This is a genomic window from Legionella pelazae (assembly GCF_052527395.1).
Map to the genome: position 1 here is coordinate 221,560 of NZ_JBNVZS010000001.1, position 17,561 is coordinate 239,120.

Sequence of the window (17,561 nt, forward strand, 5' to 3'; positions counted from 1 at the left end):
AAAACCTATGTAACTCTCTTTAATTTTTAAGACTTATAAAAAGATAACTTGATTAAGGTAAGATTAGCCTAGATATTTAATTATTATCTAGGCTACGGTTTAGAAAGTGCTTTCTTCTGCAATAGGGTACTTTACCCTCAGAGGCAATCTAAAGAGATAATCAGAACGATTACCCAATGCATGTGTATACTTTCCATTATTACAGCACCCTACAAATTAAGGCTTAAGCTAATTTTCCATGGCAGTTTTTATATTTTTTGCCTGAATCACAAGGACAAGGATCATTACGGCCAACTTTTTCTTCGCGGCGACGAAATGGAATTAGATTTCCCGTATCAGGTTCACTGTTATCAGCAGCTTCATCTTCATGAACGAACTTCATTTGATGGACTTGTTCAGCGCGTCGTTGCTCTTCAGCAGCATCAACATCTGCTTCACTTTGGATTTTAACTGAACTTAAAATACGAATTAAATCATACTTTAATGCTTCTAACATCTCTGAAAACAGTGAAAATGCCTCACGTTTGTATTCCTGCTTAGGATCTTTTTGTGCATAGCCGCGTAAATGAATACCTTGGCGTAAATAATCCATAGCAGCCAAATGCTCCCGCCAATGGTTATCCATTGTTTGTAGAATAATTGATTTTTCAAACTGAGCGAGAATTTCACGACCTACTTGATTTTCTTTTTCTGTATATTGCTCTTTACTCAAGTTAAAAATTCTCTCACGTATTTGTTCTGGCTGAATATGATGATCTTCTTCCACCCACTGCTCAACATCCGCTTGGATTTGAAAATCTTCTGCTAAAGCTTTCGTCAAACCTTTAAGATCCCATTGATCTTCTAAACTTTGGGGCGGAATAAAGCTATCTACCAAGCCATTTATCACATCTTCTCGCATGGCTTCTACAACTTCTTTAGGATCAGTCATAGCCATAATAGAAGCACGTTGTGTATAAATAACCTTACGTTGATTATTAGCAACATTATCATAATCTAATAACTGCTTACGAACGTCAAAATGATGTCCCTCAAGTTTACGCTGTGCATTTTCAATCGCTTTAGTTACTAAGCTATGTTCAATCGGTTCACCTGGTTGCATACCTAAGCGACGCATCATTGCAGCAACTCGCTCTGAGGCAAAAATTCGCATTAAATTATCTTCAAGAGATAAATAAAAACGACTACTGCCTGGGTCACCTTGGCGACCCGCTCGTCCGCGTAACTGATTATCAATTCGGCGTGATTCATGACGCTCTGAACCAATAATTCGCAATCCACCAGCATTTAAAACTTCCTGATGGCGTTCTTCCCATGCTTTCTTGATCTTAGCGCGCTCTTCTTCAGAAGCATCAGCCGGTAATTGTGCTAGTTCAGCAGAAAGGCTTCCGCCCAATACAATATCTGTTCCACGACCAGCCATATTCGTTGCAATTGTTACTACACCTGGACGACCAGCTTCGGCAATGATTTGTGCCTCTTTCTCATGAAACTTAGCATTAAGTACTTGATGTTTAATCCCTGCTTTCTTTAATAGATGACTAACTAACTCTGAGGATTCAATGGAGGTAGTTCCTACTAAAACAGGCTGCTTACGAGCAATACAATCTTTTACATCTTCAATAATGGCTTGATATTTATCTTGCTGAGTTAGGTAAACTAAATCAGGCTCATCTTTTCTGCACATAGGCTTATTCGTTGGAATAACAACGACTTCAAGATTATAAATCTGTTGAAATTCATAAGCCTCAGTATCTGCCGTACCAGTCATGCCTGCTAGTTTATTGTAAATTCTGAAGTAATTTTGGAAAGTAATTGAGGCAAGAGTTTGGTTTTCCTGTTGGATTGCAACGCCTTCTTTTGCTTCAACTGCTTGATGTAGTCCTTCAGACCAGCGTCGACCCGGCATTGTGCGGCCCGTATGTTCATCAACAATGATGACTTGATTATCTCTAACAATATAATCAACATCCCGATGAAACATGGCATGTGCTTTAAGTGCTGCATTAACATGATGCATAAGCATAATATTACTAGCATGATAAAGACTATCGCCTTGAGTTAATAATCCTTCTTGAACCAGTAATTCTTCAATGTGTTGATGACCAGCTTCGGTTAAGTGTGCTTGTTTTTGCTTTTCATCAATAGTAAAGTCACCGCCATCGCCTTCTGTTTCTTGTTTTTTAAGTAAGGGAATTAATTTATTTACTTTAATATAAAGCTCAGAACTATTTTCAGCAGCCCCTGAAATAATTAAAGGCGTTCTTGCCTCATCAATAAGAATAGAGTCAACTTCATCGACTATGGCAAAATTAAGTTCTCTTTGTACTTTGTCATCTAGGCTAAATGCCATATTATCACGCAGATAGTCAAAGCCAAATTCATTATTAGTGCCATATACAATATCAGCAGAATAAGCTTGCTTTTTCTCAGCATGAGGCATGTCTGGGATAATAACCCCTACAGTTAAGCCTAAAAACTCATAAATAGGACGCATCCATTCACTATCTCGTTTAGCAAGATAATCATTAACAGTCACAATATGAACGCCAGCGCCGCTAATCGCATTTAAATAAGCAGGTAAAGTAGCTACCAGTGTTTTACCTTCACCAGTGCGCATTTCAGCAATATTACCTTCATGCAAAACCATACCACCTATCAACTGGACATCAAAATGTCTAAGTTCTAGTGTTCGCTTAGCCACTTCACGCGTGACAGCAAAGGCTTCAGCTAACATTTCATCTAAAGTTTCGCCTTCTGCAAAGCGCGCTTTAAACTCATTTGTTTTTGCAGCCAGCTCTGCATCTGATAGACTTTGCATTGAGGGTTCAAATGCATTAATTGATTCGACAACTTTCTCCATGCGTCGTAAGGTACGTTCGTTCCGACTACCAAACATCTTTTTAATCAACGTATTTAGCATTGCCTCGATAATCCTCTAACTGTCTCGCATCAAAACTGGTTAATTTACTAGAATTCTAGTTAAATTGCCATGTATGTTTCATTTTTTCATCAATATCAATAAATTAAATAACAATTTATATTTCTTCATTTAGTCATGAAACAAGAACTTAGCTCAAAAAGCTAACTGATAGCTATTTCAACCTTATTTTCATTAGTTTCTAGCATGGCATTTTCATGGTTTATAAGCCAGTCTAATGCTTCTTTTAAATAAAAAACTGCCTTTTTCTGTTGTGCTAAAACAAGCTTATCCTTCCATTGTTTAGCTAAAGGCAACCCATGTGCAAAATTAAAAATAGGTTTAAGTAAAATACTTAATGGCACACCTTGCTGATATTCTTCAATAGCATAATCAAGATAGGTTTCTATAATTTGACTGCGTGTTCTAATCTTTACATTAGGAAAAAACCAAAGATGCATGGCTGCTAATGCATAGGGATTTTTACAGGCCAGTCGACCTAACATGACACCATCTACATAATTCATATGGTGCTTAATTGCCGATAAATCAAGGATATTACCATTAATAATAATGGGAATGGCTGGAAGTTCTTCTTTTATACGATAAACATAATCATAATGCACAGGCGGAATAGTACGATTCTGTTTAGGGCTTAATCCATGCAGCCACGCCTTACGAGCATGTACTACTAACTTATCACATCCAGCGTCAACAAGTTTATGAGCAAAGTTAGCAAAAAAATCATAACTGTCTTGATGGTCAATGCCAATCCTTGTCTTAGCTGTTACAGGAATAGTCACTGCTTCTTTCATTGCTGCTATACAATCCGCAACATGCTCTGCTTCAGCCATTAAACAAGCACCCATACGCCCTGACACAACTCTATCACTTGGGCATCCTAAATTAAGATTGACTTCGCTATAACCATATTTAGCAGCAAGTTTTGCACAAGCCACTAAATCCGTTTTATCGGATCCACCTAGCTGCAGTGCTAATGGGAGCTCCATCTTTGCATAGGTTAAGCATCGCTTAGGATTATGTTTAATTGCACCAACGGTCTGCATATCTGTATATAATAATGCACAAGGCGCAATAAGGCGCATTAAAACGCGAAAATGAGTATAGCTCCAATCAATCATTGGAGCTACTGCTAAAGGTGAAAGAAGTGCATCAACCATTTGAGCTATAATTACAGCCAACTATAGGGGCTTATTATAGTACATATTCAGCTTAAAATGGGCTTTTTCCTTAAATTTGTTTAATTATTTTGCGCTTAATTTTTTATTCTATGCTAAAAATCATAATATAGCGTCGCCCACTAAGTTTTAGACAAGGCGCAGGTGAAGCAAGGCGAAGGAGTGTACAACTAAGTACATGACTGAGCCGAGCAAGCTTGCAACGAAGTATAAAGCTTAGTGGGTGGCGCTATATAGCTTTTAAAGCGGTCACGAGGAGCTGCAATTTTGAACGTCCCTGAAAAACATTTACATCTAGTTTATAGGCAATATGAACTTTCTTTGCGCGGTGATTAGGCCAATTTGTTAAGTCAACGTTAAACGCTATTGCATCTATTGGCTCTCCGCCCAAGCTATGTAATAAAGTTAATTTAAGGTGGTGTTGACCCACTAAACGTTGCTCTAATATCTCAAATTCATTATCGAAACAAGGCTCTGGAAATTGCTGCCCCCAAGGTCCTGCTTGCTGAAGTAGTGTCGCCATTTCAAGATTAAGATCATGAATCTCTAACGGCCCATCTGTTAATAACAGTCCTTCGCAATGAGAAGCATCCATATGCTTTTCAACTTCAGCAAGAAAGGCTTGGTGAAAAGTATTAAAATTATCAGGATGCAGACTTAAGCCAGCAGCCATGGCATGTCCACCAAATTTATTAATGAGTCCAGAATGATTTTTATCAATCGCTGCCAATACATCGCGAATATTTAAAGCCGCTATTGAACGAGCCGAACCCTTTATCTCATTTTCACTGACCACCGAAAAAATAATGACAGGGCGATGGTAACGATCTTTTAATCTGCCAGCTAAAATACCTATAACACCCTGATGCCAAGAAGGATCAATTAAACATAAAGCAATAGGCAATTGCTGTGCATATTCTATGTGCTGAGTTAATTGTTCAATGGCTCGTAGAGCTTGCTCTTTCATCTCTGCTTCAATAACTCGTCGCTCTTGATTTAATTCATCTAAGTGCTCTGCTAATTTTTTCGCTTGATTAAGATCATCGCATAGTAAACATTCAATCCCCAAAGACATATCATCTAGACGGCCTGCTGCATTTAAACGAGGCGCAATAGCAAAACCTAAATCACTTTCACGAAGACGTGAAAAATCACGTCTGGTAATCTCTATTAATGCCTTAATACCAGGCCTACATAAGCCCTGACGAATACGCGCTAAGCCTTGATTTACTAGAATACGATTATTTTGATCAAGAGGCACAACATCTGCTACAGTGCCTAAAGCCACTAAATCTAGAAATTGAGCCATATTAGGTTCAGGCAAGGATTGCTGCGCAAACCAGCCATGATTTACAAGATGTCTGCGCAAAGCGAGCATAACATAAAAAATAACACCGACACCCGCTATTGCTTTACTATTGAATGGGTCATCTAACTGATTAGGATTAACGATTGCGCAAGCGTTCGGTAGCACCTCTCCTGGTAAGTGGTGATCTGTAATAACGACATCAATTTCAGAGGCATTTGCTGCATCAACGCCTTCTATACTGGTAATACCGTTATCAACAGTAATAATTAGATTTGGGCACCATTTTTTAGCTACTTCAATAATTGCTGGTGTTAAACCGTAGCCATATTCAAAGCGATTAGGCACTAAATACTCAACATTCATAGCGCCCATACTACGTAGAGCCGATACAGCTAAAGCGGTAGATGTTGCACCATCGGCATCAAAATCACCAATAATTAAAATCCGTTGCTGAGCCTGCAAAGCATACTCTAAACGTAAACAGGCTTTATCTATTCCAGTTAAATGATTAAAAGGTAGCAATGTTTGTAGGCGCTTATCTAATTGGGTTTCATCAGTAATTCCACGTGCTGCATAAATTCGCTGTAAAACCGGTGAGATTCCTCCTAAAGCAGGTAATGAATCTGGTAAAGTCCTTTGTTTAATTAGCATTAATTAACCCTCGCCATAATTTATCCCACCAATGCTCTTTAAATGTTTGATAAGCAGTATTATTCCAAAACCAGCTCACTGTGCGATTCTTTAACATCTCAGTAAGTTTCTCAGTATTAATCTGGTTTATGTCTTTTAATAGCAAAATACTATTATTATCAATACGATCAGTTAAGTCTAACTGTTTTATTTGCTGAGAAAAAGCTAATCTAAATCGCGCATCATCAGTTAAGATTAATCTTTTAGAATTTAGGGCAAATTCTCCACCACCATAAAACCATAACCCATTAAGAGGAGGTTTATTTAATCGCTGTTGATTATAATCATGATTACTCAAAAACATTTGTAATTCAGTAAATAAACGCTGCCAATAAAGTGTTTTATCCATTTCCTCTAAAAAAGGCATCAATGATTTATGCATTATAAGATGCACAGGCTGGCTATTTAACTGTGGTTTATTAGCGACTTTAATTAACCATATGTTGGCACTATGGTAATACATACTAAAGTTCTCTTCCATAAGAAACTGCTCGACTTCTTTAAACCAAGCGTAGGATTCCTTGTCATTTAAATCTAAATCATTATTCGCTGCAACAATAAATGCATCATTATGACTGGCTTGCCAAAAAATAGGTGAAGCCACAAGCCATTCTCCTTCTAATTGATAGTATTGTTTTAGCAAATCTCCTAAAGGAGGATGGCTGGTTTCATAACCTAAAGTTGCTAAAAAATTTAATTCAAAATTCCCTTGTGTAACTAATGGCTTAGAATTTTTTGGTACTGGAGAAAATTTATTATTACTAAGGATTACATCCATATCAAATTACCTTTAATTTAAGACAGTTTTTATTGCCACAAAAACACTTATTTTTTGAAGAATTTTTCAACACGAGATCTTCATTACCGGCATTCAGCAATTTAGAGGACTTAACTACATTTCTGGATCCTTTGGTCAAGCCGGCATTGTCACATTGTTGCGTTGGTAGAGAATGTCTTTCCCGCGTAGGCGGGAATCCATCCATGTGAAATTAACCTCAGTGCTAATTTATGAATAGATCCCCGCCTGCGCGGGGATGACATTCATTAGCCGCGCAACAAATGCTGACTTGTTCGCAAAATCCAAAGGATCCTGAACCAAACCGCAGGATGTGGAAATCGAAAAGTTTTTAAATAGCTTCAGCGTAGCCATCTCTTTTAAAGAGTGCTTTTAAATTTCTTAATGCTTGTCGTATCCGCTGGTTATTTTCAATTAGTCCAAAGCGAACAAAACTATCTCCTTGCGGTCCAAATCCTATGCCAGGAGAAACAGCTATATGAGCTTCTTTCAATAAATACTTTGAAAACTCTAAAGAACCTAAATGCCGGTAGAAAGGAGGTATTTTAGCCCAGACAAACATGGTTGCCTTTGGCTTTTCCACTTGCCAGCCTAAATCTTGGAGGCCCTCACATAATGCATTACGACGCCGCTCATAAAGTTTACATATTTCCTTAACACAATCATCTGGGCCTTCTAAAGCAGCAATGGCTGCAACTTGGATTGGTGTGAAAGTACCATAATCTAAATAGGATTTTATACGAGCTAGGGCAGCTACCAACTCTTCATTGCCACAGGCAAAACCTACTCGCCAACCAGGCATGTTATAGGATTTGGATAAAGAATAAGTCTCAATGGCAACATCTATTGCTTCAGGCACTTCTAAAATAGAAGGTGCTTTATAACCATCAAAAACAATATCTGCATAGGCTAAATCATGAATAACCCAAATTTTGTGTTTCTTAGCTAAAGTAACCATTTCTTCAAAAAAAGCATAATCAACACAATGGGTGCTGGGATTAGCAGGAAAGTTAATAACTAATGCTTTAGGACGCGGCCAAGTTTGTTCAATTGCCTCTTCAATAGCACATAAAAACTGTTTTTCTTCATGCAAAGGAATTTGTTTAACATTAGCGCCAGCAATGATAAAGCCATACGTATGAATAGGATAGGCAGGATCAGGCACTAAGACGGTATCACCGGGCCCACTGATTGCCAAAGCTAAATGAGCAAGTCCTTCCTTTGATCCAATGGTTGTAAGTACTTGTTTTTCAGGATCTAAGTGAACATTATAATTTCTCTTATACCAATTAGCCATTGCTCGTCGTAAGCGTGGAATTCCTTTAGACATAGAATAACGGTGCGTATTAGGGCGCTTTACTGTTTCAACTAATTTATCGACTATATGAGGTGGCGTTGGCTGATCTGGATTTCCCATCCCAAAGTCAATGATATCTTCGCCTCGCGCTCGTGCTTCTGCCTTTAATTGAGTTAAAGTATTAAATACATAGGGCGGTAAGCGTTTAATGCGCGAAAATTGACTCATAATTTTACCTCTGTGTTATAATGCAATTAATATCATTTAATGGCCAAAACGATGCATATTAGTCTAGAAAATAGTGATCAATACGCTATTCAAGGTTATAGCGAAACAGAAGTCAAAATTGATTCTGTTATTTATCAACACAATATCATAGTCAGTAAGCATGGTGTTATAACAGACTGGCCTCTATCTACCATTCAACATTTAAATGATAAAAACTTAGCACCATTGTTAACACATACACCTAATATAATCATTATTGGCCATGCTCTAGAAGGAAAATTTGCCCCTATTTCTTTATTACAAACTTTGTCCAACCAACGTATCAGCCTAGAGTCCATGTCAATCGGCGCAGCCTGTCGTACTTATAACATTTTACTTAGCGAACAACGCGAAGTAGCCTTAGGACTTATTTTATCATAATTAAAATTTAGCTACCTACTTGTCGACGCGCCTCAAGTACATTAGGAACCCGCTCTAATTTATTTAAAAGACGAGATAAACTATTTAACCCATCTATTTCTACCGTTAAGGTAATAAAGGCTGTGTTATCTTGCTTACTACTTTGAGTTTGTAGGGCGTAAACATGAGCGCGCTCATTGGCAAGTAAAGAGGTTATATCACGTAGTAAATCTGAGCGATTAAATGCCTTTATCAAAATATCAACGACATAATGATCTCGCGTTGAACTACCCCAACTGACTTGAATCAAGCGTTGACGTTGTCTCTCGTTAGCATGAATAATATTTGGGCAATCTTTTCGATGAATAGAAACACCACGACCGATGGTAATATAACCAACAACTTCATCGCCAGGGAGAGGCTGACAGCAGCGAGCCATACTGGTAAGAAGATTACCTACACCTTCAATCTTTAAATCACTGCCTCGTGTTTCTGGAATGGGCTGCGGCTTTGCTTTTACAACCACTTGTTCAGGAACTATCTCTTCCATCGGCGATAAACGATGAAGAATTTGGCCTAATTTAATATCTCCCCTTCCTAATGCCGCAAGTAAATCATCTAATCGTTTAAAGTTAAAGGAGGTAACTACATCATGTAAACGCTCCGCTTTAATGCCTAAATTTTTTAACTCTTTATCTAGGATTTCTTGCCCTTCAGCGCGATTTTTATCGTAATCTTGCATTTTAAACCAATGCAATACTTTCGCTTTAGCTCTTGACGTTTTCAAATAATTAAGATGTGGGTTAATCCAGTCACGGGACGGGCGTTCCTCTTTACCTGTAAGAATTTCAATACGATCACCTGTTTTTAGTGCATACGTTAAAGGAACAATCGCACCATTGACTTTTGCGCCTCTACAACGATGGCCAATCTGACTGTGAACATGATAAGCGAAATCAAGTGGCGTAACACCATTTGGTAGATCTAATACATCACCATCAGGTGTGAAAACATAGACTCTGTCTTCTAAAAATTCCCTCTCCATAGCCTCAGATACACCACTTGAGGTCGCCATTTCCTTATGCCAGGCTAATACATCGCGTAACCATTCAATTTTACGTTCATGGCTTTCTTTACGAGTTTGACCGCCTTCTTTGTATTTCCAATGAGCAGCTACGCCCATTTCCGCTAAATCATGCATATGAAATGTGCGAATTTGAACTTCAAATACACGGCCTTCAGGGCCTTCCACAGCAGTATGTAAAGATTGATAACCATTGGCTTTTGGATTACTAATATAATCATCAAATTCAGCAGGAATTTGCTTCCACAATGAATGAACCATACCTAAAACGTCATAACACTGGTCAACGGTTTCAACGAGCACTCTCACGGCTGTGGCATCATATATTTCCTCTAATGACACATTTTTTCTAGTCATCTTGCGATAAATGCTATGAATATGTTTAGAACGACCGTAAACCGCAAAATGCTTTGCGCCAGATTCTTTAATTCGTTTGTTAAGCTCTGCCACAATTAAATCAACATACCTATCGCGTTCTAAGCGCTTTGCTTTTAATCCTTTAGCAATCGCTTTATATTCCTCAGGATGTAAGTAGCGAAAAGCTAAATCTTCCATTTCCCATTTAATAGCTCCAATACCTAAGCGGTTAGCTAAAGGGGCATAAATATCCATTGCTTCTGTTGCTATCTGCTTACGTAAAGCTTCTGGTAATTGCGCAGATGCGCGTAAAAGGCACAAGCGCTCGGCCAATTTGATTAAAACAACTCGCGCATCGTCTACCATTGCTAACAACATCTTGCGAACATTATCAAGCTGATGCTTATTTTGTTGATAAGCATTCAGAGGCTTTAGAATGCTAATGGCACTCATTCTTTCAATGCCTTTAACTAATTTAGCGATAGGCGCGCCACACTGTTCTTCTACATCATCTAAAGATAAATCAGCGTAATGAACACTAACAAAAATAATAGCTGCAATAAGTGTATCTTGATCAACTTCTAAATCCGCTAGAATGTCAGCCATTAATAAACCTTGCTGCAAACAGGAAAAGCCTGCTTCAGTTGCATGATCAAGACAAGCCAACTGACTTAGGGTGCAGGCATTTCTTATTTTATTCAAATCTTGAAAGTAACCTTTTGATCCTAATTGTGAGAGCCACTGCTCAACATCGATATGCCCGTCTTCGGTAATCCATGGTGTACTTTCTTTGACCTTAACCATACTTCACCTTTTCTCAAATAAAGCAATGGATTCAACATGGGCTGTATGTGGAAACATGTCCATAACCCCGGCTGCTTTTAAATGATAATTTAATTCATTGACTAAAATATTACTATCACGAGCTAGCGTTGCAGGATTACAAGAAACATAAACTAACCGCTTAATTTTTAAATTAATAAATTGTTTAATAATTTCCAGTGCGCCTGAACGAGGCGGATCAATTAATACCTTATTGGCTTTTTCTATTGGAAATTGACAAAGTCCATCTGGTTTATCAAGATCAGCACAATAAAAATGAGTATTGGTAATACCATTACTTTGGGCATTTAATTTTGCTCTTAAAACCATAGCCTCACTGCCTTCTATACCAATAACTTGTGCACAGCGCTTAGCAAGCGGTAGAGAAAAATTTCCTAAACCGCAAAATAAATCTAATACGACATCATCTTGGTTTAAATCCATCAACTGCATAGCTTGGCTAATCATCAATTGATTTAAACTGGCATTAACTTGCGTAAAATCTGTAGGATGAAATTTAAATTTTATCTCTTCATTAGATAAACTATAGGTTAAAAAATCGCTATTGGCTTTGGGATAGAAACGCGCAACTGTTTGGGCATTACCAGGCTGTAGAAATAAAGTAAATCCACTGCTGTTACTAAATAATTTTAATTTATCATTATCTTTTTCAGACAAGGGCTCTAAATTACGTAATATCAAAGCAACTTCTTCATCACCAGCAGCCACTTCAATTTGAGCGATACTATGCGGATTATCTAAAGAATCAATTAATTGCTTTAAAGCTGGAATATGTTTATCTACTTTGGCGTGTAAAACTGGACACTGACTAATTTCTGCAATATAGCGCGGATTATCTTTTTCTCTAAAACCTACTAAGGTCGTCTTTTTCTTTTCCACGTAGCGTACACTTAAACGAGCCTTATTACGATAATTCCAGCTTGAACTTGCTAGAGGTAGCAAAATAATTTCTGGCTTAATATGAGCAATACGCTGCAATAAATCAAGAAGTAGCGACTGCTTCTCCTGTATCTGCATATGCTCTTTTAAGTGTTGTAAAGAACAACCACCGCAAATTCGATAATGAGGGCAGCGTGGCTCTGCCCGCATAGCAGACGCTGATACTACAGTAAGCGTTTTACCTTCATCAAAGTCTTTCTTTATTTTAGTGTATTGAAAGCTTACTGTCTCACCGGGTAATGCCCCTTGGATAAAGGTCGTTTTACCATTAATACGAGCTATACCGCGTCCATCATGGCTAAATTTTTCAATTTTAGCGATTTGAGGAGCACGAGCTAAGTGACGCTTATTTCCCATTTTATAACTCTAACTTTATAGCGATGATTTAATTGTCAAGTTATTGTGTTTATCAATCATAGGGTTACCTACTAAGCACTAGGCGTTGCAAGTTCACGCGAATTCAGTTATGTATCGCTTATACGCTCTTTGCTTAATCACTTGCGCCTTATTTTAAACTTAGGGTGTGCCGCTATTGATAACGCTGCTCGAAACTTGAGATCAATCATAATCATACATCAAAAAAACAAATATTTTTGCAACATTATAGACAAATTTTTATCTAGTTTATCTTTTAACCTAAAGGTAGTTAATCTACTGCCAATCCTGGCATGGATTTCAATAAGGAGTCTATTTCTTGAACTGATAACTCATGATAACTACCGCGAGATAAAAATCTTGGCATACTAATATTACCATAACGGATACGTATTAATCGACTCACTTCAATCCCTTGAGATACCCATAGCCTTCTGACTTCGCGGTTGCGCCCTTCTGTTAAGGTAACATGATACCAAGTGTTACTGCCTTCGCCTCCTCTAAATTCAACCCGCTTAAACTGGGCAAAACCGTCATCTAACTTTACACCTTTTAATAAATTATTAATTATTTCTGGGCTTACTTGTCCATGTACACGTACCGCATATTCTCTTTCTAAGCCAAAACTTGGATGCATTAATTTATTAGCTAATTCACCATTATTGGTAAATAATAATAGTCCCGATGTATTAACATCTAAACGGCCAACCTGTACCCAACGACCTTGGCGCAATTTAGGTAACTTATCGAACACGGTCCGTGAATGCTTAGGATCATGGCGGCTGGAAATTTCTCCAACGGGTTTATGATAAATTAAGATTCTAGTTTTTAACTGTTTTTTCAAAGGATTATTAATTAATTTACCTTTTACATTAATCTTATCATTCGCTGTTGCACTATCTCCTAATTTTGCTATCTGCCCATTAACACGGACTAGCCCTTGCTCAATCCATCGTTCCATTTCCCGTCTAGAACCAAGGCCTGCTTGGCTTAATATCTTCTGTAGTCTTTCAGCGCTCATAATTAAATGTACTCTTTGGCAAGTAGTTGTGATGTATCTTCTTTAAGCGAGGTATTGTCTTCTAAAGGGGGTAATTGTTCAATCGAAGTTAGGTTAAAATAATCTAAAAATTGCTTGGTTGTTACATAAACAGCTGGTTTTCCAGGAACATCTCGATAGCCTCCCACTTTTATCCATTCTCTTTCAAGTAAGGTTTTTAATATTGAAGTACTTACACCTACGCCTCGAATCGCTTCTATATCAGCGCGGGTTACAGGCTGCTGATAAGCAATAATAGCTAAAGTTTCTAATAAGGCCTTTGAGTATTTAGGTGGCTTATCAGCTTGTAGACGACTTATCCAAAGCCCATATTGTGGCCGAGTTTGGATACAATAACCACTCGCTAGTTGTGTTAACTCAATTGCACGATTAGTGTAATCTAAATTTAATTCGCTCAAAATTTGTTTAATTCGATTGCGATCAGGTTTCTGCCAATCCTCAAATACATCTATTATTTGCTCAAGGGTTAAAGGATTTTCTGAACTCAATAATAAGGCTTCAACAATGTTTTTCAATTCATTATTAGTCATTATTTTGCCTCAAGACGTATTGGAGAAAAGTTTTCCGTTTGAGTAACGATTAAAAGAGTTTGTCTGGCTAATTCTAAAACCGCTAATAAAGTGACTATAATTCCCAGGCGACCTTCTTTAAGAATAATGAGTTCAAAGAAGGTAGTTGATTTATCTTTTTGCACTTTTTCCAAAACCCAGAGGATACGTTCTTTAACTGAGAGTACCTCTTTGGTAATCCGATGCGTGCTTTTATGTTCTTGTCGTCCAATTAAATCTAACATTGCTTTAGTTAAACTAAGCAAGGCAACATCAGGTTGATAAATGATGCGTGATAACCCTTGTGATTTTATATTAAAGCGAAAGATATCTCGCTCGCAACGCGGTAAATTATCCATCCTTTCAGCCGCCTGTTTAAACTGTTCGTAGCGCTGTAATTGCTGAACTAAGGCAAAACGAGGATCTTCTTCAATCTCCTCCGAAAGACAAGGATTTTTAGGCAACAAAAATCTTGATTTAATCTCAGCAAGCATAGCTGCCATAACTAAATACTCAGCTACTAATTCTAGGCGGTGTTCTTTCATTAATTGAATATAATGCATGTATTGCTCTGTTATTATAGCAATAGGAATATCCATAATATCGATATTTTGCCGCCGAATTAGGTATAAAAGTAAATCAAAGGGGCCTGTAAAGGAATCAAGCAAAATTTCTAAAGCGTCAGGTGGAATAAAAAGATCAGCTGGCATTTGGGTAAATGGCTTACCGCTTACGGTTGCAATAGCCGGAGCTGATAATTCTTTATCGGCGGCAATCATTAATAATCTAGACCCATCACTTCACGCACATCCTTTAATGTCCTGTTTGCTTCATCGCGCGCTGCATCACTACCTTCAGCAATAATTTGCTTCACTGAGCCTATGTCTGCTTCAAAATCTTGTATAGATGTTTGAATCGTTTTTAATTCCTGATTAATGGCATTAATAATCGGCCGTTTACAATCAATACATCCTATACCGGCGGTCCGGCAACCTGTTTGGACCCAATCTTTAACGTCTTCAGAAGAGTATATTTTATGGAACTGCCAAACTGGACACTTTTCTGGTTCACCTGGGTCAGTTCGTTTAACTCGAGCTGGATCAGTGGGCATAGTCAAAATCTTACGCTCAACAGAAGCAGGCTCTTCTCTTAAACTAATCGTATTATTATATGATTTTGACATTTTCTGTCCGTCAATCCCTGGCATTTTAGGCATCTCGGTTAATAGAGGCTGTGGTTCAGGTAATATAATTTTGCCAGAGCCATCTAAGTAGCCTAAAAGCCGCTCCTTGTCTCCTAAAGATAAATTATGCTGATTAGTGAGAAGCGCTTGTGCTGTATTTAATGCATCAAGATTACCATCCTGCTGAAATTGCTTGCGTAAGTCGGTATACAGCTTGCTATTTTTTTTACCCATTCTAGTAATGGCTTCTTGAGCTAACGCTTCAAAATTAGGCTCGCGGCCATACAAATAATTAAAACGACGAGCTACCTCACGAATGAGCTCAATATGCGATATCTGATCTTCCCCAACGGGAACATATGATGCTTTATAAAGTAAAACATCTGCGCTTTGTAGTAAGGGATACCCTAAGAAACCATAGGTCGCAAGATCTTTATCGCGCAGCTTTTCTTGTTGATCTTTAAAAGAAGGAACCCGCTCTAACCAGCCTAGCGGCGTAATCATCGAAAGAAGTAGATGTAATTCTGCATGCTCTGGTACCCAAGATTGAATAAATAACTTACATAAACTAGGATTAATCCCACAAGCTAGCCAGTCTATAATCATATCCCAGAGGATAGTCTCAATATAGCCCGGTTCATCATAATGAGTAGTTAAACCATGCCAGTCTGCGGCAAAAAAATAACAATCATACTGATGTTGTAAAGTAAGCCAATTTTTTAGTACGCCATGATAATGGCCAAGATGCAAACGGCCACTAGCACGCATACCGGAGACGACTCTTTTATTTAAATTAAATAAAGCAGACATAAAACCTCAAAATAGCACCATTAAAGTACATCATAAAATTAACTTTATCTAAAAGGCTCCGGATCACCCTTCCCCTCCCGTAAAATGACAGGATAATCCCCTGTTAAATCGACTACAGTAGTTGGCTCATAACCACAATTACCGCCATCAATAATTAAATCAATCCTACTACCTAAAATATCCTGTATAGCTTCCGGTTGACTTAAAGGAGTTTGTGCGCCAGGAAGAATTAAGCTTGTACTCATTAAGGGCGCATGAAAATACTCTAATAAAGCTAAGGTAATAGTATTGTCAGGAATGCGCAGACCTAATGTTCGTCGTTTAGGATGTAACATTAATCGTGGAACTTCATGAGTCGCTTGTAAAATAAAGGTATATGAGCCGGGAGTAAACGCTTTTAATAAACGAAATATAGGATTTGATACACGAGCATACGTACCTAATTGTGATAGATCTCGACAAACCAGCGTCATATTATGATTTTTATCCAAGTGTCTTAAAAGTCTTATTCGCTCTAAAGCACTTTTATTAGCTAGCTTACAACCCAGTGCATAACCTGAGTCAGTTGGGTAAGCAATTAAGCCATCATCTTCAATAATCTTTGCAGCCTGCCTTAATAGACGCGCTTGCGGATTATCAGGATGAATTGCAAAAAATTGGCTCATATAATCCCCTATCAGATGTTCCACTTATGCCAAATAGGCGTACAGTTTAGCGGTAGTTCGGCTTGCCGTCCAAGAGAAATACGAGACAAGGAATCACCATGATAATCTGAACCAGTTGAAGCTAATAACTCAAAACGCCTACAAAAGGCAGCAACAGTATTCATTTGATCTAAGGTTATGTTTCCTGATACTACTTCTAAACCTTCACCGCCCGCTTGTTTAAATTCTTTAATTAACTCATTTAATTTAGTTAAAGTTAACTGATATTTTAATGGATGCGCTAATACAGCTTGCCCACCGGCTTTATTAATCCCCTCTACAGCATCGGCAATAGAAATCCATGGGGTTTCTACATAAGCTTGTTTACCACGACGCAAATACTGCTTAAAAGCAGATTGAATATCCATAGCTTTAGCGTCTTCTACGCATAACCTTGCAAAATGCGGGCGTCCAATCCTATCGTGACCAGCAAGCTGGCAAGCTCTTTCAAAAGCATTATGAATACCAATATAAGCTAACTTTTCTGAAATTTTTTTAGCTCGATTAATACGGTTATTATTTTGTTTACTAATTAAATCATTTAAAAAACAATTAGCAATATCTACGCCTAAACCAATAATATGAATGTCATATTTTTTCCAGCGAGTACTAAATTCAATACCGTTAATAATCTTAACAGAGTAATGATTTGTTACTCTTAATAAATCTTCTACACCTTTAATAGTATCATGGTCAGTTAATGCTAAAACATGTAAATTAATTGCCGAAGCCTTCTCAATTAACTCTTTAGGAGAAAGAAGACCATCAGAAAAGTGGCTGTGGCAGTGTAAATCAATCATCGACGCTATTTCATCTAAAT

At 37.8% G+C, this 17,561-nt stretch carries 14 protein-coding genes; 1 reads left to right on the forward strand and 13 read right to left on the reverse strand.

Annotated elements, in window-relative coordinates; all coding sequences use genetic code 11:
• Positions 1–223 precede the first annotated feature (223 nt).
• The 5 genes from secA to alaC all read right to left on the reverse strand — a co-directional run bounded on the left by secA (position 224) and on the right by alaC (position 8,439).
• Positions 224–2,923 (reverse strand): preprotein translocase subunit SecA, encoded by a 2,700-nt coding sequence (gene secA / locus ACQUW5_RS01045; RefSeq protein WP_444989158.1) that lies wholly within the window; start codon positions 2,921–2,923, stop codon positions 224–226.
• Positions 2,924–3,084: 161 nt separating this feature from the next.
• Positions 3,085–4,101 carry a tRNA dihydrouridine(20/20a) synthase DusA gene (gene dusA, locus ACQUW5_RS01050; protein WP_444989604.1) on the reverse strand — a complete coding sequence of 339 codons (1,017 nt, stop codon included), beginning with the start codon at positions 4,099–4,101 and terminating at the stop codon, positions 3,085–3,087.
• Positions 4,102–4,348: 247 nt separating this feature from the next.
• Positions 4,349–6,079 carry a single-stranded-DNA-specific exonuclease RecJ gene (gene recJ, locus ACQUW5_RS01055; RefSeq protein WP_444989159.1) on the reverse strand — a complete coding sequence of 577 codons (1,731 nt, stop codon included), beginning with the start codon at positions 6,077–6,079 and terminating at the stop codon, positions 4,349–4,351.
• Positions 6,069–6,896: a hypothetical protein gene (locus ACQUW5_RS01060; RefSeq protein WP_444989161.1), complete on the reverse strand. Its 828-nt coding sequence runs from the start codon at positions 6,894–6,896 to the stop codon at positions 6,069–6,071. Before ACQUW5_RS01060 ends, recJ begins: the two co-directional genes overlap by 11 nt.
• 349 nt (positions 6,897–7,245) lie before the next feature.
• Complete coding sequence (gene alaC, locus ACQUW5_RS01065) at positions 7,246–8,439, reverse strand: alanine transaminase (RefSeq protein ID WP_444989163.1); 1,194 nt, start codon at positions 8,437–8,439, stop codon at positions 7,246–7,248.
• Between the two features lie 51 nt (positions 8,440–8,490).
• Here alaC and ACQUW5_RS01070 point away from each other — a divergent pair, with 51 nt between their 5' ends.
• Positions 8,491–8,859 carry an Mth938-like domain-containing protein gene (locus tag ACQUW5_RS01070; protein WP_444989165.1) on the forward strand — a complete coding sequence of 123 codons (369 nt, stop codon included), beginning with the start codon at positions 8,491–8,493 and terminating at the stop codon, positions 8,857–8,859.
• A 7-nt stretch (positions 8,860–8,866) separates the two neighbouring features.
• Here the strand turns inward: ACQUW5_RS01070 and relA are convergent, their stop codons facing one another.
• From relA to ACQUW5_RS01110, 8 genes are all read right to left on the reverse strand, one after another.
• Complete coding sequence (gene relA / locus ACQUW5_RS01075; RefSeq protein WP_444989166.1) at positions 8,867–11,083, reverse strand: GTP diphosphokinase; 2,217 nt, start codon at positions 11,081–11,083, stop codon at positions 8,867–8,869.
• A gap of 3 nt (positions 11,084–11,086) precedes the next feature.
• Positions 11,087–12,418: a 23S rRNA (uracil(1939)-C(5))-methyltransferase RlmD gene (rlmD, locus tag ACQUW5_RS01080; protein WP_444989168.1), complete on the reverse strand. Its 1,332-nt coding sequence runs from the start codon at positions 12,416–12,418 to the stop codon at positions 11,087–11,089.
• Between the two features lie 289 nt (positions 12,419–12,707).
• On the reverse strand, positions 12,708–13,457 hold the full coding sequence (gene rluB / locus ACQUW5_RS01085) for a 23S rRNA pseudouridine(2605) synthase RluB (RefSeq protein ID WP_444989169.1): 750 nt from the start codon (positions 13,455–13,457) through the stop codon (positions 12,708–12,710).
• 2 nt (positions 13,458–13,459) lie between these two features.
• On the reverse strand, positions 13,460–14,026 hold the full coding sequence (gene scpB / locus ACQUW5_RS01090; RefSeq protein ID WP_444989171.1) for an SMC-Scp complex subunit ScpB: 567 nt from the start codon (positions 14,024–14,026) through the stop codon (positions 13,460–13,462).
• A complete protein-coding gene (locus tag ACQUW5_RS01095; RefSeq protein WP_444989173.1) occupies positions 14,026–14,823 on the reverse strand; it encodes a segregation and condensation protein A in 798 nt (265 codons plus the stop codon). The genes scpB and ACQUW5_RS01095 overlap by 1 nt, the downstream gene beginning before the upstream one ends.
• Positions 14,823–16,037 (reverse strand): tryptophan--tRNA ligase, encoded by a 1,215-nt coding sequence (locus ACQUW5_RS01100; RefSeq protein WP_444989175.1) that lies wholly within the window; start codon positions 16,035–16,037, stop codon positions 14,823–14,825. Before ACQUW5_RS01100 ends, ACQUW5_RS01095 begins: the two co-directional genes overlap by 1 nt.
• 44 nt (positions 16,038–16,081) lie before the next feature.
• Positions 16,082–16,702, reverse strand: coding sequence for an L-threonylcarbamoyladenylate synthase (locus ACQUW5_RS01105; RefSeq protein ID WP_444989177.1), 621 nt, complete (start codon positions 16,700–16,702; stop codon positions 16,082–16,084).
• 11 nt (positions 16,703–16,713) lie between these two features.
• On the reverse strand, positions 16,714–17,541 hold the full coding sequence (locus ACQUW5_RS01110; RefSeq protein WP_444989179.1) for a PHP domain-containing protein: 828 nt from the start codon (positions 17,539–17,541) through the stop codon (positions 16,714–16,716).
• Between the last annotated feature and the right edge of the window lie 20 nt (positions 17,542–17,561).